A 17,948-nucleotide genomic window follows, 5' to 3' on the forward strand; every position below is an offset into this window, starting at 1 on the left:
TGATAATTAGAGCTTTGATTAATATCCAGGGTTTTGTGGCAATCCTACGGGATCAAAACTTCTTTCGCTTTGCGGAATCGGATATAGGTTATTTCTTTCTGTAACAGAGTTTTTAGCCGTTACTTTTTTCACTTCGGTAACAAGGGTTCCCCAACGAACCAGGTCAAACCATCTTTGTCCTTCCTGAACAAATTCTTTTTTACGTTCTTCCTGAATGGCTGCCCTAAAAGTAACTTGTGTTAATCCCGCTAAATCGATAGTTGCGTCTGGGGTTGCAATTGGTTTTCCAAAAGCTCTTCGTCGTATCTGATTGATCAATTCATAAGCTTCGGGAGTTGGCGCACCTTGTTCGTTTATGGCTTCTGCCAGAGACAAAAGGATATCAGCATAGCGAATAATTGGAAAATTGATAGCGACATTTCCCGGTGTTGCCAAATTGCTAAAATCGATATATTTTTTGAAAATTGGTTTCGGGAAAGTATATGTATTTGCTGTACCGGTAATTGGTAATTGTTTCGCATAACTTTCATCTCTTCTTGTATCTCCCAGAGCATATATGTCATAAAACAAAGCTACATCTGAGACAATATCTGCCGGTTCTGTTGCTGTGTAACCAATGAATGATGTGGCTTGAAAATTATTTCCGCTTGATCCGTTTCCTGCCTGATTTGCTTCAAACTGAACAGAGAATATATGCTCTTTTCCGTTCTTTTTGGCTTTATTGAATATATCTGCAAAACTTTCGAATAGCCCATATCCGTAACCGCCATTAATTACTTCTCTGGCTTTTAAGATTGCGTTAGGATAATCTTTTCTTGTCAGGTATACTTTGGTCAAAATCGCTTTTGCAGCTCCTGATGTTGCGCGTCCTGCATCACTTGCAGGATAAGTTGCCGGTAAAGTTTCAGCGGCATTTAAGTCTGAAATAATTTGTGTGTATACTGCGTCTACAGTTTCTCTTCTTGACTTTAAACTTTCTAATTTTATAGAAGTTGGTTCGTGCAATACAATCGGAACTCCGCCCCAAAGACGAACTGCCTGAAAATACAACAAGGCTCTGATGAATTTTGCTTCATTGATTAATCTTGTTTTTACAGCTTCTGTACCCGCTACTTTAGGTATATTATCGATAGAAACATTCGCTCTGTTTATTCCGTTATAGATTTGTCGCCAGGCAACCTGAACACGATCATTTGTAGCATCATGAGTCAGATTACTCATCGCTCTTACCTGAGGATTCGTTGCAGAAACTCCCGCTGATGCATAATCAGATCCCATATCTGTTAAGAAATAAAGGTTTCGACCAAATAAGCTCTGTTCTCCCGGATCAAGACTTAACGAGGCATAGGCAGCAGTTACGCTGGCAATAGCATCATCTTGTGTTTTAAAGTAATTATCTTCGGTTACAAAAGAGGTTGGTGTTACCTCTAAATCTGTGCATGATGCAAATAAACCGGCACTTAATAGTATTGTTAGTATGATCTTTTTCATTATGTATATTTTTTACTTAGAAAGTTACGTTCAGGCCGGAAATGAATGTTTTAGAATTTGGATAAGAGCCAAAGTCAATTCCAGGATATAAGTTGTTTTGTTCGTATGAACTTACCTCCGGATCATAACCGGTATATTTTGTCCATGTAATTAAATTTTCGGCAGAGATATAGAATTTAATACTCTTTGTTCCTAATTTTTGAGAAAGGCTTTTAGGCAATGTGTACCCTAAAGTGATTAATTTTAATCTTAAAAAAGAAGCATCTTCTACATAACGTTCTGATACGATTCCCAGAGGAGAACTTGTTGCTCTTGGAATTTCATTGCTTGGATTCGTTGGAGTCCAGCGGTCATCTAGTGTAACATTAGCATTAGTTCCCAGTGTAGAAATTTCTAATTGTTGGTTTAATGCATTAAAGACCTTTCCGCCATAAGAACCCTGAAAAGAGAAATTAAGATCGAAATCGTGATAAGAAACCGTGTTACTGAAACTTCCGACAAATTTAGGCTGTGAGCTTCCAAGATTTCCTTTGTCAGCAGCTGTAATTACGCCATCGCCATTTGTATCTACATATTTTCTGTCACCTACTTTTGTGTTGGCTAAACTGTTAATCTTAGGCTGCGTATTTACTTCTTCCTGAGTCTGGAAAATTCCGTTGGTTTTATATCCCCAGAAAGTTCCTAAAGGCAATCCTACTTTTACAGTTACAGGTTGTTGTTGCAATAAAGAACCATTTGGCACTACAGGAAAAAACTGATCTACACCGTTTCCTATAGAAACTACTTTATTTTTGTTGGCAGAGAAGACAAAATTAGAATTCCAGGAGAAATTCTCTGTTTTGATGTTTTCTGTGATCAAACCAACTTCAACACCTTTATTTTCAACACCACCAATATTTTGAAGAACTGTAGCATATCCTGAAGTTAATGGTACTGGGACATTAATAAGCAAATCATTTGTTTTTTTGTAGTAAACATCAAACACAAAGTTTATTTTTCTGTCTAATAAAGACAAATCTAAACCCACGTTGTATTGATTTGTTTTTTCCCATTTCAAATCCGGATTTGCCAGTCGGGTAGGAGCTAGTCCCGTGTATAAAGTACCTCCAAAAGAATAATTTACAGAACCCATTGCAGGAAGAGAAAGGTAGTTGCCAATCTCTTGATTTCCTGTTGTTCCGGCTGTTATTCTAAGTTTAGCTTCAGTTACACCTTTTATGTTTTTGGCAAAATCTTCATCCGTAATATTCCATGAAAATCCTGCTGACGGGAAATATCCCCATAGCGATTCAGAACCAAATCTTGACGAACCATCTGCACGGGCAGAAAGCGTTAAATTATATTTTCCTCTATAAGAATAATTTATTCTGGTCAACCATGATTTTAATACACTTTCGAATGCATCGCTGTATGGTTTTACCGCAACACCATCCTGAAGTGCATTATAAGTGTTGGCATCATTTACAAAAGTATTGGCGCCGGCATTTACAACTTCACCCTGAGTGTATTGAAGTGTATATCCTCCTAAAACTGAGAACTTATGGTTTTCGCCAAAAGTGGTATTGTAGTTCAGAGTATTTTCATTTAGTACAGAACTTACCAATCTGTCTCCAACAGATGCTAACCCTTTTGTTCCAGCACCTGTTGTAGTAGTTGCCGGAGCATAATAATTTTGTTTTGTATTAATTACGTCACCACTCACGGCAACCTTCGCAACCAGTTTTTTGGTTATTTTATATTCACCAAATAAGCTGGTCAAAATTCTATTAATTTTAGTTTCATTGGTGGTACTTACCAAATCGTTTATAGGGTTTGGTATTATACCATTAACCGCTGTTGCGTAAGGATTGTTTGTTAAATTATAACTTCCGTCAGCATTTTTAATTGGTACTACTGGCGGTTGATATAAAGCAACAACTAAAGGACTTGGTGATCTTCCGGCTGTAGCTCCTCCATTGGTTCCTACACCATTTGAAACTGAATTACTGTAGTTGGCATTGACACCAAATTTAAAATTCTGGGAATAATTTCTTTCGTAGTTAACACGTAGAGAAATTCTTTTGAAATCAGAAGCAATCACAATTCCATCCTGTTGAAAGTAACCTGCCGAAACTGCGTATCTTGATTTTTCATCTCCTCCTGAAAATGATAATTGATGATTTTGAACCGGTGCAGCAGTTCTAAAAAGAGCATCTTGCCAGTCATAACTTCCGGATGTTTTAAAAGCTTCTATTTGTGCAGCCGAAAAAGACGGAGCCTGTCCAATACTTGCCTGAACGTCATTGCGTAAGCTTGCCCATTGGCTGGCATTCATTAAATGTAATTTTTTCGAAACATTCTGAAACCCAAAATAACCCTGATACGAAATATTATCCTGTCCTTTTGTACCTTTTTTGGTAGTGATGATTACAACACCATTTGCACCACGAGATCCATATATTGCAGTTGCAGACGCATCTTTTAATACTTCGATAGATTCAATATCGCCGGGATTTATAGTAGACAATACATTGATTGATGAACCGGCGTTTGAAACTCCCGCTGTACCATTATTATTGTCATTATAAATCAATATTCCGTCTACTACATAAAGTGGTTCATTACCCGCAGTAATCGAATTTCCTCCTCTAATACGTACACTTGAAGAAGCTCCGGGACGTCCTGAACTTTGCGTAACTACCACTCCGGCAATTGCGCCCCGTAATAAATTATCTGCAGATGAGGTAACCTGAGCTAAATTTGCTTTAGGTACTGAAGCTACAGATCCTGTAATGTCTTTACGTTTTTGAGCACCGTAACCCACAACTACTAACTCATCTAATTCCTGACGTTCTTCTTTTAGATGAATTGTAACAGGATTTTTGTTTACAACTATTTCCGCTTTTTTGTATCCAATGTAAGAGACAATCAATGTATAAGGAAATTTTTGACCGGTCTGAAAATAAAATTTTCCTTCTGCATCCGTCTGAACACCGTGAGTTGTTCCTTTTATATTTATTGAAGCTCCTATAATAGGTTGATTTGTAATATCATCGACTACAGTTCCGTCAAGCTTAGATTGAATAAGTGGGGTTGTATTTTGGGCATTAATTCCGGCTGATAACAACAGGATAAAAAGCAATGAGTATATTTTTAATTTTTTTTTCATTTCTTTGTATTGGTTTAAGTAATTAACAAGGCACCTTGAAAGTTGAATTTTCAACTCTCTAATGGGATTCTTGATTTAGTGATAAATGTTCTTTAAGCCTTGCCATTTCTGTTGCCGCAGAAATGGCTTTTTTTATTTACAGCAACAATTTTGTATCTTTTTCATTTTAGTTTTTATTAGTTATTAGTCGTTTTTCTTTTTATTATATAAGTATAGTTTCAAGAATCCTTTCGACACAAATTATGTGTTAAACAGACTTTTGTAATTTCAGTAAATAATCTTGAGGTGTTTTTTTATAAGTTCGTTTTTAAATCGATTCGATAGGAGAGAGGAATCGAATGCAAACGAAAAAATTGCCAGGAATTAGCAACAGAAGCACATATAACAAAATGTGTTATAAGTATTTTTTTTAGAAAAAATGTGATACAATATGCTTTCGGTTGTTTTCAAAATATAATTCTTTAGGTTTTTAAATATTTCTATACTCTACTAATCCTATAGACAAAGTTAATTTTATTGTAATAATATCCAAAAAATAGTTTAGTTTTTTTTAAAAATAGTTAATTTTATTTTTTTTTAAGTGTAATTATTTTTATTTAAATTATTGAAAATCAATTATTTGTAATGTTTTTATTTTGTGTTGTATATGTTAAATAAGTCTTTTGAAAAGGATTCAAAATGTAGTATTTTACACTTAATTTTCTAATTTTTAAATCCTTAGCTATTCTAAAAACAGAACAAAAACGTCGAGCATATGCCATTTAGTCATCTGAAACGAGTTTTTTTAACAAAATATTGATTTTCAAAAAAACATAAAAATGGAATAAAATTAAATGCTCATCAATCACAAAATTTTTTATAATTGAGGAAAGACAATTTTATAATTTGTTTTTTAAATTAATTGGTAACTAGTTATTTACTATTATTGTTTTTTTTACTTTTATCACGTTAATGGTTTTATTATCAGTTGTATATATGTAATATTGAAAAATATGAACTGAGGATAAGAGAACTTCAGTACGTTATTCTGGAAGTATATGAGTAATTAAGCTTAAATTTATATTCTTTAAAAAATTTTAGATTATTAATGAATTCAATTAAGTAAAAATACTAGTATTTGTAATACGTATTTTTTGCTTGTATATAAAATAGCAAACCATGATTCAAGTCGAAGAAGCCTTATCAATTATTGCAGAGAATAGCACTAGAATACTGGTCCAGAAAATCCAGATGCATAAAGCGCTGGGATATATTTTGGCTGAAACGGTTTATTCTCCAATTGCAATGCCACCCTTTCGGCAATCATCGATGGATGGGTATGCTTTTATTCATAGCGAAAAACATCAATATGATATTGTAGGTACTATACAGGCTGGTGATCATTCAAAAATAAAGCTTAAAGAAAACGAAGCAGTGCGAATTTTCACAGGCGCTTTTGTACCTAATAATGCTGATACTGTAGTGACGCAGGAACATGTAATGGCTAATGAAAATTCTATTTTGATTACCATAATGCCGGAGCAACATACAAATGTTCGCAATAAAGGAGAACAAATTGGTGAAGAAGAAGTTGTTCTTAAAGTAAATACGCTGATTACTCCTGCAGCAATTGGTTTTTTAGCCTGTTTAGGTATTACTGAAATTTCAGTTTATAAAAAACCTACGGTTGCCATTTTGGTAACTGGAAATGAATTGGTAGAAGCCGGTAAGAAATTGCCAAAAGGAAAAATTTACGAAAGCAATTCGGTAATGTTGCAAGCTGCGCTTCAAACGATTGGAATCAAAAAAGCGAAAGTTTATAAAGTAAAGGATGATCTAAAAGCGGCAAAAAAAGCCCTGAAAGAAATTCTGAATAAATATGATATTGTTTTAGTCTCAGGAGGAATTTCTGTTGGAGATTATGATTTTGTCAAAGAAGCTTTATTGGAAAATGGCGTTCAGGAACTTTTTTATAAAATCAATCAAAAACCTGGAAAACCAATGTTTTTTGGGTCTAAAAATGAAACCTTAGTTTTTGCTTTGCCTGGAAATCCTGCTTCATCGCTAACTAATTTTTATATTTATGTTTATCCGGCGATCAAAAACAGAATGGGTTTTTCAGACATTCATTTAAAGAAAATAGTTCGAAAATTACAAGATGACATTCTAAATACAACAGGAAAAACATTGTTTTTAAAAGCCTTATATGATGAAACTCAGGTTAGGGTTTTAGAAGGCCAGAGTTCAGCAATGCTAAATACTTTTGCTATTGCCAACAGTTTATTAATTGTTCCGCATGATGTAGAATCGATCAAAAAAGGAGAGTTGGTGACTTTATTGCCGATAGGGTAGATTTTAGAGAATAGAGTAAAGAGAATAGAATAAAGAGAATAGAGGATAGAGGATAGAATAAAGAAGAAAAAGTGTAGAATGCGGTATGTAAATTTAAACATATAGCATAAACCTGAAACAAAAAAACCTGAAACAAAGAAAACCTGAAACAAAAAAATAAACCTGAAACTTGAAACAAAAATTAGTCATGGAAACATTAGCTGTATTTATTCTTTGTGGAGGAAAAAGTTCTCAAATGCAATCGGAGAAAGGATTAGTTCTGTTTCAGAATAAACCATTTATTGAACATATTATCAAGGCGATTTTACCAATATCAGAAAACATTAAGCTGATAACAAACAATAAAGAATACGATTATCTGACGTATCAAAAAATACCGGATATAATTTTAGACAAAGGTCCGTTAGGTGGTATTTACACAGCTTTGTCAAATTCAGAAACAGAATTTAATTTGATTCTAAGTTGTGATATTCCCTTAATCTCGACCGAATTATTATCTGAATTAATTGCAAAACATAATCAGGAAGCTCAAATCACTGTTTTTGCATCTGAAAGCAGAATGCATCCGTTAATTGGAATTTATTCTAAAAAAGTAATACCTGTTATCAAAAGTGCAATTGATAATGACGATTTAAAAATGACGAATTTAATAGCGAACGTTCCGCATCAAGTCATCACAATCGAAGAAAGTGAAAACTTTCATTTGACTAATATTAATTCGGCAGACGAATTGAACGATCTGAATATCAATTTAAGTTAATGTTATGCGAAATTTAAAGACACCAAAATTAACGATTGTAGGTGCAGGACCGGGTGATGCCGAATTGATTACACTAAAGGCGATAAAGACTTTAGAGAATGCTGATGTAGTATTATACGATGCTCTTGTTAATGAAGAATTATTGCAATATGCGGTAAAAGCAGAAATTGTTTTTGTGGGTAAACGTCTGGGATGTCACGCTTATACGCAGGATCAGATTAATGAATTGATTGTTTCGATGGCTAATCGTTACGGTCATGTTGTACGTTTAAAAGGTGGAGATCCTTTTATTTTTGGAAGAGGAAGTGAAGAGATTGAATATGTAGAAAAATTTGGAGTAGAAACAGAAATCGTTCCGGGAATTTCCTCTGCTTTAGGTGTACCGACTTCCGTTGGGATAAGCCTGACAGAGCGTTTGGTATCAGATAGTTTTTGGGTCATTACAGGAACAACTTCAAATCATGAATTATCTAAAGATATTAATTTAGCTTCAAAGTCTAATGCAACGGTTGTGATTTTAATGGGAATGCACAAATTAGATGAGATTATTTCCATCTATCAGAAGAACCGAACAGATGATTTACCAATTGCGATTATTCAAAACGGAACTAAAAATACAGAACAAAAAGTGACAGGGAGAATAAGTACGATTAGTAAATTGGTATCAGAAAATAAAATTTCATCTCCCGCAATTATTGTAATTGGCGAAGTTGTGAAAAACACTTCAGGATTGAATTCTTATGTTAAAGAGCATCTTGATGATGAATCATCCCGATAGCGATGAGGGCACGAGGTCCAAAATCCAAATTCAAAATTTATCGCAATAATTATTTTTGCTTAGTGCAATAGATAATGCCCACCAAAAAAAAGGTTCAACTTTATAAGTCAAACCTTCTTTCTAAATTATTTCTTCTTTTTTGCTTTTGCCTTTTTCTGAGACTTAGCTTTCTTTTTTGCTATTTTTTTCGCTTTTGCTTTATCCTTAGCTTTTTTTGCTTTTTCTTTTTTCTTCGCAGTAGCTTTTTGTTTCGCTTTTTTAGCTTTCTCTTTCTTTTTGTCTTTTTTAGCTTTTTCTTTTTTCTTGGCTAATTTCTTTTTCTCTTTTTCCTTGTCTTTGTCTTTCACTTTTTTCTTCTTTTTATCTGTTGATTTATCTTTTTTATCTTTTTTATCTTTTCCTGTTATTTCGGTTGCTTTATCAGTTTTGTTTTCTGATGGCTGTTCTTTCTTTTTTTCTTTGATTGTAACTTTTGGAGTTGTTATTTCTTCTGTTTTCTCAATGGCAGCCGGAGTAATTTTTCTTGCAGGAGCCTTTTGAACTGTCGATTTAGGCGTAGTTGTTGTTGCACTTTTTACAGCAGGTCTTACGGGAGTTTTTGTTACCGTTGGTTTTGCCACTACTGGTTTTACCGTTGGTGTTGCCGGTTTTGCAGCTGCTGTCTTAGCAGGAGTTGCTTTACGAACCGGTGCTTTTGCAGGTGCTGGATTTACAGGTTTTATGTTTTCTGCAACAGGCTTGCTGTTTTCAGATGTTGGTGAATCAATTTTCTCAGGAGTGGTTTCTGTGGGTTTGTTTTCCATATTAATGCGCTTTTAGATGTAGATATTATTACAAATGTGACTAAATTGTTAATTTACAGTTAAGTAAATATAATCATTAAATAAACTCGCCAATGTTAAGTTTTTCAATAAATTTATAAATTAACGTATTGAATGTTAGTTATTTGAAGTGTATTGGAAATATAAAAGATAAAATCTCTTAACAATTTCACTAAACAAAATTGTAAAATAATGCAGGGAAGTTTGTTTGAAAACTGAAAAGCGTATGGGAAGTAAAAAAGTCAGATGAATTGAATGCAAGGAGAAAATTCATTTTTGTAGAGACACGCAAGAGCGCGTCTCTACATCGGTATAATTATTTTTTTAATGCAACAAATCGAATTACAGAGCCTTTTCCGTTATGGAATAATCCTTCATTCAATTCAATCTCTTTCTCTTCTAACACGATGATTTCATAATTAGGAAAATCAGCTTTTATTTCTTCGATAGAAAATAAAGATTCAATATCTTTTGGTCCACCCACTTTATCATTAATCGCAAGATATTCTAAGTGTTTTTTACTAAAAGCTTCAAAAATAACTACTCCGCCTTTGCCTAAATATTGGTCAAGTGTTTTATGAATAGAAGATTTAATTTCTGCGGGAAAGTGTGCATAAATCAGGGCGATAGCATCAAATTGGTTGGGTTGATAATTCAGCGTTTCTAATACTCCAACCTGAAAATCAATTTCAACCTTGTTAGCTTCAGCCAGTTTTATTGCCTTGTTTTTTCCTTCGGCACTAATGTCAAAAGCAGCAACCTTCCAGCCCAATTGTGCTGCAAAAACAGCATTGCGGCCTTCGCCTTCAGCAGGGAAAAGAATGCTTCCGGGTTTTAATTTTCCCAGTTGTTCTTTTAAATAATTGTTGGGTTCCGTACCGTAAGCAAATTCTTCGCTGCTGTAGCGGTCATCCCATCTATCTTTCCAGGAGTTGTTCATGGTTTTATTTGTATTTTGAATAGTACAATAGCCTTAAATATTTTAAAAAGGCTAAAAAAAGGAATTCTTTTCTAAATCAAATATACCCAAATTAAAAAATAAAAAATATTACCATAAAACAAAAAAAACATCCTTTTCAAAAGAAAAAAAAGGTGAATTATAATATTTAGATTTAAAAAATATCTATTTCTTCTATCTAAAAATTCCTGGATTTACAGAAATCATTAGCCAGGTCCAATTGTTGGTATGACCGGCATATCCGGGAGCTTTTAAAACTTCTCAAGTTTTTAGTGGTCTTTTTTTGTTAATTTAAAATCATGAAATATGTTCAAACACATTAATGAAACTATAAACCATAGTAGGACTTATTCAATAAATAAAATCTGAACGTTTTATAATGGTTAAAAACGAAAATGAACTTAAAATATAATTAGGTACAAATACGTAATTTTATACTAAGGAATATTCAGAAGCTTTATTCGAAAGTTCCATTAGATTCTTCACTTTTAGTTTTTTCATCAGATTAAAGCGATGCACTTCAGCAGTTCGTTTGCTAATATTTAGTGCTTCGGCTATTTCTTTGTTTCCTTTTCCTGATAATAAGAGAGTCAGGATCTCTTTTTCTCTTCTGGTAATCATCATTTGTACACCAGAATTTTGTTTGGGTTCCAGAGCTCCGGAAGAACCTGTTAACTGACGAATAAGAATAGAAGAAACATCACCACTAAAATACTTTCCACCTGCTGCAACTGTATGTAAAGCCTTTAGGAATTCCTCCTTACTTGAACCTTTTAGTAAATATCCGTCTGCTCCGGCTTTTAGTGATTTTAGTACATACTCCTCAGTATCGTACATAGAAAGCATTATAATTTTTATCTTATTGTTTTGAGCCCTAAGTTTTTCGATGACCTCAATTCCATTTAAGTTCGGCATCTTAATATCCAGAATAAGTAAATCCGGAACGGTTTCGTTTATTACTTTAATAGCATCGATACCATCAATAGCTTCACCTACAACCTTTATATTTATTTCATTTTCCAGTAATGATTTTACACCATCTCTCACAAATACGTGATCATCTGCAAGGACTATTTTAATAACATTATTCATGAATTACTTATTTTTAATTCTCACTATTTACGTATAATTACCTATAGATAATACGCTAATGTACTTATTTTATATATTTGAAATAAAATTAATTGTAAAATAAGTAAGTGAAATATTATTTTTCAGTAAATAAATTAAGTTTATAAACCTAAAGACGCTTTTATCAAATTTAAGTTTTCTTCAGAATAATTAATCTTTAATGCTTCCTGATGTCCTTTGTCAGACATTTTATCCCAGGTTTTTTTAATGATGTTTTTTAGTTTTTCTTCGTCGTGTTTGTGCACAAAAGGATCCAGGTAATATCCTAAAAAAACTAAGCAAATAACATCTTCAAGTAATTGTGTTTCTACATCTTTTTTAAGTAATTTCTTTTCGATCAAAAAAGAGACACGATCTGTAAATTCAGAAGCATATCCGGCTTTTTCTAAAATTGCTGCGGTAGTTTTAGCATGAAATTTTTTAAGTTCTTCCCTCCATTTCAAGTAACCAACACGATCCATTGGGTACGATTCCCGGGCCACTTTCCATCTGCAAATATGCTGCGCTTTAGAAGCAATCTGCACTTCTTCAGAAGCTTCAGGTTCAAATTGCATTAGTCTTTGATACATCCTGTTCGAATATAATAATTCCTTTGGATATTCAATATTCTGGTCGATTTCGATGTTTGGATCTTGTGCGTTTTCGGTATCGATCCACTCGCTTGCTTTTTGAAAAGGTGTCTTCATTTTTTGGTAAGATAATAGATTTCAAATATACATAATTAATCTCTAAAGCTTATGTATACTTTAGTAGCACAGGTTTTATTCATTCAATATTCAAAATAAAATATTCATTCTAAAGTATGAAAAAATAGTACCATGGATAATTTCTATAGAATTCAGAGTATTTATTTTTAAGTATGTTTTGATCTTAAAATTTTAATAAAGTGTGTTATTTTTCTTAAATTTGATAGTATTCAATTTCTAAAAACATATCTCATGAAAAAACTTCTTTTACTAATGTTATTATCTTCTTTGATAATAAGCTGTAAAATAGCGATAAATAAAAATCCAGATACAAAAGAAACTACTTCAGAATACGGAACTCAGGAAGATCAAATGAAGTATTATTTTACTGCAACCGGCAACGAGCCTTTTTGGGCATTAAAAATGGGGACAGAAAATATTGAGTTTACATCATTAATCTCGGGGAAAGAGAAACTTATTTTTCCTGCAACTGAAGCCATACGAGCAATGGATGCTAATGTAAAAATGTACAAAGTCAGTAACGAAACATCAAGTGCGACAATTTCGATTCAGCAATTAGAATGTCAAAATTCAATGTCAGGAGCAATTTCGCCTTATAAAGTGTCGATTGAAATTAAGAATAATTCGGAACTTGAATTAAAAAAACTGGACGGATGTGGTAATTATAATACAGATTATCGTCTTCATGATATCTGGGTTTTAGAAGAGCTAAACGGATTCAAAGTCTTTTTAACAGATTTTCAAAAAGAACTTCCAAGAATCGAAATTAATGCTGCAGAAAATAAATTTATGGGTTACGGAGGTTGTAATGCAATTAGTGGCAGTATTTTTTATGAAAAAGACGTACTCCGATTTTCCAAAGTTATTTCGACTATGATGGCTTGTGCACCCGGAAATAAAGATGATCAATTTATAAAAGCACTTCAAAATACCACCACATATTCTTTTGGTGATAATCGATTAACGCTTTCTAATCCTTCAGGTAAACTTTTGGTTTTTAGAAAAGTAGATTAGTTTTTTTTTGATTTTCATCGCTAGTTCCGTGGAGTAACAAACTATACGATGAAATCAAAATAATATAGAAATCCGTGTAATTCTGCGTTTTCGCTTTAGCGAATCCGTAAAATCCGTGTGCCATTTCGTATTACTATTCCAGTTCTTTAGGATCTTCATTCTCTTCTTCAATAAAATCAAGTTCCAGAGCTCTCACCGTTTGAACAGCATTTCCGGCAATACCACGAATAGATCCGTACATTCCTAACGTATTATGAACGACTTTTTCGATTTGTTTTTCACGTTGCTTCCAAATACGCTGCATCGCTCTTTTTTCAGAATCAAGATCGCCTTGCATTTGCGTAAAACCTTCTACAATTCCTTCAATTTGCAAACGGAATTCGTTACTTGTTAGAAAATCATATAACATCGACATTTTGTCGCCTTTGTTTTCCTGCGCCTGAACAGCCTGACTTACTTGTATCAGAGATTGACGCAAAACCGCGCTTAAACCTTTAAATTCTTCATAAGTACAAATCCAGATTCCGTCGCGCATTCCCATTCTGTCCAGTCCTGCCGGCATAACCTCAGTTACTAAAACACCAATATTGGCTCTTTTAGTTCTAATGTCATTTTTGAATTTCTCAATCCACGCAGGCTGAAAAGCTTTTGTACGCTTGCTTTCGTAATAAATTGAACCACAATTTTGTAATTCCCTGGTATTTACAATCTGAAGACAATCAGCACCGTTTGCACCTTTTTTGATTTCGTCGATAGTATCAAGCGGAAAATTATTTGCCAACCATTCTTCGATTGCTAATTCCATTACTTCGCCTTGCAATTGCATAGATCCTTGTTCCTGCTTGCGTTTCATTTCTTCAATCAGCTTTTTTTGATCGTCAGATTGTTTTTGGTATTCTTTTATTTTTAGTTCATTTTTTTCTTCTTCCTGTTTGCGGATTTTGTCCCGTTCTAAAACCAAAGTAGCATTGAGTTGTTTTTCAGCTTCAGCCTGAATAGCATCTTTCATCTCCAGTTTCTCCCGTTGAAGTTTAGCAATTTCTCCTTGCATTTTACTTAGATCGCGAAGTTTCTCAGATTTTTCAGAAAGTTCTTTTTCCATCGAAAGCAAACGATCCTTATTTTCTTCGTCTAGTTTTGTTTTTAGTTTTTCGGTAATTTCTTTTTCGGCAACTTTTTTCTCACGTTCTAAACGTTCTGCAAAAAGTTCGTTTTCGTGTTTCTTTTTGGCTTCAAATTCAGTTTTGGCCTTTTCAAATTGCTCGTTCTTAAGTTCAAGTTCTTTTGTCTGAGCATTCGTTTTTTGTTGAAATTCTTTGCGGATACTATCTTCTAACTGATGTTTTAAAATATCATTTACATCGATAGTTGTTCCACAATTTGGACACTGAATTGAAGATTGCTCCGCCATTTTTATTGATTTTATTGAGTAGAATTATAATCTGCTAAGGTATTTAAAAATTGAGGTTTTTTTGTCACGAATTCCCTGAATTTTAGTTAATATTGTATAGTTGCTTAAGCGCTAAGAATTAATTTTAAGCCACAGATTATAAGGGGCATAATGATTTTTGCTCATTTTATGTCATTTTGACGAAGGAGAAATCACACTCGAAATTCGACAAAGATTGACACTTTTAGCAACGGAATAACTACTGTGATTTCTCCTTCGTCGAAATGACAAACTTACTTAAACCTAAAGAAACTTTGCGACTCTGGACCTTTGCGAGATTACTTTATAGTTTACAATTTAAAGATTTCTTTTAAGTAATTTTTACGGATTTCCTTCGTTTTAAAAATTTGAGGCAAACTTATTTCTTAGAAAGATGCAATAGAAAATCAACGGCCACTTTTGTAATTTCAGAATCATCTTCTTTCGATGTAATCAATGAAACATCCGTAAACAAATTGACCTTTTTTAATTCGATAAAACCTATTTCCAAATCTTGATTATTCTTCGCAATATTTGATGGAACAATCGAAATCCCGAGACCATTTTTGACCAATTGTACAATCGAATTGATGTTGTTTGATTCATGAACTACCTTTGGCGTAAAACCATAAAAAGCACAAAGTTCAAGTAAAACTTCATGGTAATGCGGTGCGTAATTTTTATTAAAAAAAACAAAAGTTTCGTCTTTTAAATTCGGAATTTCTTTCTCTGAATTAATTTGAATTAAACTTTTATTATAGACAACCGAAAAACCATCACGAAACCATAATTGCGATTTTATTATGGGTGATTTTATTGGAGACCGAATAATTCCTAAATCTATTTTTCCTTGTTCTAATGCCGATATTTGTTTGGTTGTTGAAATCTCAAATAGTTTGAAATTCACATACGGAAATTCGGCTTTCAGATGTTGTATCAATTCTGAAATTACGCTTGAATAAATTGAACTGATATAGGCGATTCTAAAATCTCCGGAAACATTTTTAGCAATTTTTTGTGTTTTGATTGTAATGCGTTCGAGATTCTGAAAAAGTTCTCGTACTTCTTTTTCAAAATATTTCCCGGCTTCGGTCAATTCAACTTTTTTATTATTTCGATTGAATAAGCGCGCCTGAATTTCTTCTTCCAATTCGATAATTTGTCGGCTCAAAGGAGGTTGAGAAATAAAAAGTTTCTCAGCAGCTTTGGTAAAGTTTAATTCTTCGGCTACAGCCAAAAAATATTTTAAGTGACGTAATTCCATAAATACCTATTAAGTATTAATAATTGACAAAATAAGTATTTTTGAAGTATATATGAAAGATATACTTTTACTAAAAAAATATTAGGTCTACGGGTTTTACGGATTGGACTGGTTTGTGCGGATTTTTTGTATGTTACGTAAAAGTTCGTTCGCCACGAATTTCACGAATTTTCGCGAATTACTTATTTTTAAGTTTGTGAAAATTAGTGGCAAAAAAAGGTAGAAACTATGAAAAAAAAATCCATAAAAATCAGTTTAAACCCGCGTCATCCGTGTGCTAAAAAAACTCATGCTAAATAATTATATGATGAAAAAATCAACTATTGATGAAATCAGAGAACGTTTTGATAATGATGTCGAACGATTTTCGAATTTAGAAACGGGACAAGTCGCTACAATTGACGCTACGATCTCATTAGAATTAATTACGGAAGCTTCTAAAAGAATTGTTCCTCATGCCAAAACTGTTTTGGATATTGGATGTGGAGCGGGAAATTATACTTTGAAAATGTTATCGAAAGTTAGTAATTTGAATTGCACATTGGTCGATTTGAGTTTGCCAATGTTAGACAAGGCTTTTGAAAGAGTTTCAAAAGAAACTGACGGAAGGGTAGAGGTAAAGCATGGTGATATTCGTGAGGTAGATTTACAGGAAAATCATTTTGATATTATTTTGGCGGGAGCAGTTTTGCATCATTTGCGTGATGATCAGGATTGGGAAAGTACTTTTACTAAAATATTCAAATTGTTGAAACCCGGTGGATGTTTTATGATTTCGGACTTGATTACACAAGATACTGAATTGTTAAACGAATATACCTGGCAGCGTTATGGAGAGTATTTAGAAGGAATTGGAGGTGCAGAATACCGTCAGAAAGTATTGGATTATGTAGAGAAAGAAGACACACCAAGATCAATGAATTACCAATTGGATTTGATGAAAAAGGTAGGGTTTTCAAGTGTAGAGATTTTACACAAGAATATGTGTTTTGGCGCTTTTGGCGGCATAAAATAGTATTACAAAGTTTGCCACGAGTTCCACGAATTCCCACCAATTTTTATTTTTTGGATTATCCAATTGAATATTTTAATTAGTGAAAATTGGTGGAATTTGTGGTAAAAAAAATTATAGTATTTGTACTGTTTTGTAAACCTGAATAGGAGCAGAAACAAAACTTTCGCTTTTTGCGATGAAATCAAGTAAATAAGGTTGATTGTTATGTATGTCAAGACCTGGCTGATCTTTCCACTCCTCCCAGATAATAAAAACATGATCAGCATGATGAAGGTCGTAACGAACGCATGCGGCTTCTTTTCTGGTCTCAGTAACGAGGTGATTTAACATGCTTTGTAGTTGTTCCTTATTTTCTGGTTTACTTTTAAAGAGGGCTGTAATTGAAATCATGATTATAAAGTTTTAAAGGTTTGTTCTAAATGTTTGGTATAGTTTTTCTTAAAGATATCAATATTTTCTGCAGTAGCACCTTTTTCGACATCGTGAAAATGGAATCCGTCCAGTTTTTCCATACCTGTAAATTTATTCATTTTATGAAAACCAAACATAGCGCCATCATCTACAGATGTTTCTTCGAAGAATTCTCCCGGAAGTGTAAATGCTGTTGCAGGCGCATTCCAACTTGTGGTTAACATGTATTTGCGTCCGTGTAATTGGCCGCCGGTTCCGTAATTAATGTCTGGATTTGTTCTGCTTCTACCGTCGCTTCTGTAAATTCCTTTGTTGTGTCCGGCTGTAAAAACGTCGTCGATGTATTTTTTGAATTGGTTTGGTAACTGAAACCACCAAACCGGTGTGTGATACACGATAACATCTGCCCAAACGAATTTTTCTACTTCTTCGTCTAAGTCGAAATCTTGTTTGATGTCGGTGGTTTTAATTTCGAATTGCTTGCTGTTCGTTAAGTATTCGATTGTCCAGTTGGTAACGGTTTCGTTGAATTTTCCGCCTGAGTGCGCAAAATTTTGACTTCCGTTGATGATAAATATTTTCTTCATATCGTAAATGTTCTTTTATATTTTGTTTTGTGTGAGGGATAGAAGTGAAAATCCTTTTTTATAAATTTTTTCTATTTATAAAAAAGATTGTAACGAATAGCCC

The 17,948-nt window shown here is 33.3% G+C and carries 15 protein-coding genes; 5 read left to right on the top strand and 10 right to left on the bottom strand.

Annotated features, from left to right (window positions below; translation table 11 throughout):
- Positions 1-18: 18 nt before the first annotated feature.
- Together NJT12_RS09745 and NJT12_RS09750 are read right to left on the bottom strand one after the other, a co-directional pair.
- Complete coding sequence (locus tag NJT12_RS09745) at positions 19-1,491, bottom strand: RagB/SusD family nutrient uptake outer membrane protein (protein WP_271335709.1); 1,473 nt, start codon at positions 1,489-1,491, stop codon at positions 19-21.
- Positions 1,492-1,507: 16 nt separating this feature from the next.
- Positions 1,508-4,639, bottom strand: a complete 3,132-nt coding sequence (locus tag NJT12_RS09750) for a SusC/RagA family TonB-linked outer membrane protein (protein WP_271335710.1) — start codon at positions 4,637-4,639, stop codon at positions 1,508-1,510.
- A gap of 1,158 nt (positions 4,640-5,797) precedes the next feature.
- On the opposite strand from NJT12_RS09750, the gene NJT12_RS09755 reads away from it, so the two are divergent.
- The 3 genes from NJT12_RS09755 to cobA all read left to right on the top strand — a co-directional run bounded on the left by NJT12_RS09755 (position 5,798) and on the right by cobA (position 8,508).
- Positions 5,798-6,970 carry a molybdopterin molybdotransferase MoeA gene (locus tag NJT12_RS09755; RefSeq protein ID WP_271335711.1) on the top strand — a complete coding sequence of 391 codons (1,173 nt, stop codon included), beginning with the start codon at positions 5,798-5,800 and terminating at the stop codon, positions 6,968-6,970.
- 187 nt (positions 6,971-7,157) lie between these two features.
- Complete coding sequence (locus NJT12_RS09760; RefSeq protein WP_271335712.1) at positions 7,158-7,730, top strand: molybdenum cofactor guanylyltransferase; 573 nt, start codon at positions 7,158-7,160, stop codon at positions 7,728-7,730.
- 4 nt (positions 7,731-7,734) lie between these two features.
- Positions 7,735-8,508: a uroporphyrinogen-III C-methyltransferase gene (gene cobA, locus NJT12_RS09765; protein ID WP_271335713.1), complete on the top strand. Its 774-nt coding sequence runs from the start codon at positions 7,735-7,737 to the stop codon at positions 8,506-8,508.
- A 125-nt stretch (positions 8,509-8,633) separates the two neighbouring features.
- On the opposite strand, the gene NJT12_RS09770 is transcribed toward cobA, so the two are convergent.
- The 4 genes from NJT12_RS09770 to NJT12_RS09785 all read right to left on the bottom strand — a co-directional run bounded on the left by NJT12_RS09770 (position 8,634) and on the right by NJT12_RS09785 (position 12,104).
- Entirely contained in the window at positions 8,634-9,311 is a 678-nt protein-coding gene (locus NJT12_RS09770; protein WP_271335714.1) for a hypothetical protein, read from the bottom strand.
- 334 nt (positions 9,312-9,645) lie between these two features.
- Entirely contained in the window at positions 9,646-10,269 is a 624-nt protein-coding gene (locus NJT12_RS09775; RefSeq protein WP_271335715.1) for a class I SAM-dependent methyltransferase, read from the bottom strand.
- Positions 10,270-10,719: 450 nt separating this feature from the next.
- The gene (locus NJT12_RS09780) at positions 10,720-11,379 is read right to left on the bottom strand and encodes a response regulator (RefSeq protein WP_271335716.1); all 660 of its coding nucleotides are present in this window, start codon (positions 11,377-11,379) and stop codon (positions 10,720-10,722) included.
- A 140-nt stretch (positions 11,380-11,519) separates the two neighbouring features.
- Positions 11,520-12,104 (bottom strand): DUF4202 domain-containing protein, encoded by a 585-nt coding sequence (locus tag NJT12_RS09785; protein ID WP_271335717.1) that lies wholly within the window; start codon positions 12,102-12,104, stop codon positions 11,520-11,522.
- A gap of 252 nt (positions 12,105-12,356) precedes the next feature.
- Between NJT12_RS09785 and NJT12_RS09790 the strand changes: the two genes are divergently transcribed.
- Positions 12,357-13,139 (top strand): META domain-containing protein, encoded by a 783-nt coding sequence (locus tag NJT12_RS09790; RefSeq protein WP_271335718.1) that lies wholly within the window; start codon positions 12,357-12,359, stop codon positions 13,137-13,139.
- A 133-nt stretch (positions 13,140-13,272) separates the two neighbouring features.
- Here the strand turns inward: NJT12_RS09790 and NJT12_RS09795 are convergent, their stop codons facing one another.
- Positions 13,273-14,550, bottom strand: coding sequence for a DUF2130 domain-containing protein (locus NJT12_RS09795; RefSeq protein ID WP_271335719.1), 1,278 nt, complete (start codon positions 14,548-14,550; stop codon positions 13,273-13,275).
- Between the two features lie 397 nt (positions 14,551-14,947).
- Complete coding sequence (locus NJT12_RS09800; protein WP_271335720.1) at positions 14,948-15,832, bottom strand: LysR family transcriptional regulator; 885 nt, start codon at positions 15,830-15,832, stop codon at positions 14,948-14,950.
- Positions 15,833-16,139: 307 nt separating this feature from the next.
- Between NJT12_RS09800 and NJT12_RS09805 the strand changes: the two genes are divergently transcribed.
- Positions 16,140-16,847: a class I SAM-dependent methyltransferase gene (locus tag NJT12_RS09805; protein ID WP_271335721.1), complete on the top strand. Its 708-nt coding sequence runs from the start codon at positions 16,140-16,142 to the stop codon at positions 16,845-16,847.
- A gap of 111 nt (positions 16,848-16,958) precedes the next feature.
- Here NJT12_RS09805 and NJT12_RS09810 read toward each other — a convergent pair whose 3' ends face one another.
- Together NJT12_RS09810 and NJT12_RS09815 are read right to left on the bottom strand one after the other, a co-directional pair.
- Positions 16,959-17,237 carry a putative quinol monooxygenase gene (locus NJT12_RS09810; RefSeq protein ID WP_271335722.1) on the bottom strand — a complete coding sequence of 93 codons (279 nt, stop codon included), beginning with the start codon at positions 17,235-17,237 and terminating at the stop codon, positions 16,959-16,961.
- Between the two features lie 2 nt (positions 17,238-17,239).
- The gene (locus NJT12_RS09815) at positions 17,240-17,845 is read right to left on the bottom strand and encodes an NAD(P)H-dependent oxidoreductase (RefSeq protein ID WP_271335723.1); all 606 of its coding nucleotides are present in this window, start codon (positions 17,843-17,845) and stop codon (positions 17,240-17,242) included.
- Positions 17,846-17,948: the final 103 nt, after the last annotated feature.

It is taken from the genome of Flavobacterium azizsancarii (assembly GCF_027980145.1).
Lineage (GTDB): Bacteria > Bacteroidota > Bacteroidia > Flavobacteriales > Flavobacteriaceae > Flavobacterium > Flavobacterium azizsancarii.

What these genes read in the sequence shown, in the direction of transcription:
- NJT12_RS09745 (WP_271335709.1), bottom strand. Translation starts at nt 1,491, where the DNA reads ATGAAAAAGATCATACTAACAATACTATTAAGTGCCGGTTTATTTGCA.
- NJT12_RS09750 (WP_271335710.1), bottom strand. Translation starts at nt 4,639, where the DNA reads ATGAAAAAAAAATTAAAAATATACTCATTGCTTTTTATCCTGTTGTTA.
- NJT12_RS09755 (WP_271335711.1), top strand. Translation starts at nt 5,798, where the DNA reads ATGATTCAAGTCGAAGAAGCCTTATCAATTATTGCAGAGAATAGCACT.
- NJT12_RS09760 (WP_271335712.1), top strand. Translation starts at nt 7,158, where the DNA reads ATGGAAACATTAGCTGTATTTATTCTTTGTGGAGGAAAAAGTTCTCAA.
- cobA (WP_271335713.1), top strand. Translation starts at nt 7,735, where the DNA reads ATGCGAAATTTAAAGACACCAAAATTAACGATTGTAGGTGCAGGACCG.
- NJT12_RS09770 (WP_271335714.1), bottom strand. Translation starts at nt 9,311, where the DNA reads ATGGAAAACAAACCCACAGAAACCACTCCTGAGAAAATTGATTCACCA.
- NJT12_RS09775 (WP_271335715.1), bottom strand. Translation starts at nt 10,269, where the DNA reads ATGAACAACTCCTGGAAAGATAGATGGGATGACCGCTACAGCAGCGAA.
- NJT12_RS09780 (WP_271335716.1), bottom strand. Translation starts at nt 11,379, where the DNA reads ATGAATAATGTTATTAAAATAGTCCTTGCAGATGATCACGTATTTGTG.
- NJT12_RS09785 (WP_271335717.1), bottom strand. Translation starts at nt 12,104, where the DNA reads ATGAAGACACCTTTTCAAAAAGCAAGCGAGTGGATCGATACCGAAAAC.
- NJT12_RS09790 (WP_271335718.1), top strand. Translation starts at nt 12,357, where the DNA reads ATGAAAAAACTTCTTTTACTAATGTTATTATCTTCTTTGATAATAAGC.
- NJT12_RS09795 (WP_271335719.1), bottom strand. Translation starts at nt 14,550, where the DNA reads ATGGCGGAGCAATCTTCAATTCAGTGTCCAAATTGTGGAACAACTATC.
- NJT12_RS09800 (WP_271335720.1), bottom strand. Translation starts at nt 15,832, where the DNA reads ATGGAATTACGTCACTTAAAATATTTTTTGGCTGTAGCCGAAGAATTA.
- NJT12_RS09805 (WP_271335721.1), top strand. Translation starts at nt 16,140, where the DNA reads ATGAAAAAATCAACTATTGATGAAATCAGAGAACGTTTTGATAATGAT.
- NJT12_RS09810 (WP_271335722.1), bottom strand. Translation starts at nt 17,237, where the DNA reads ATGATTTCAATTACAGCCCTCTTTAAAAGTAAACCAGAAAATAAGGAA.
- NJT12_RS09815 (WP_271335723.1), bottom strand. Translation starts at nt 17,845, where the DNA reads ATGAAGAAAATATTTATCATCAACGGAAGTCAAAATTTTGCGCACTCA.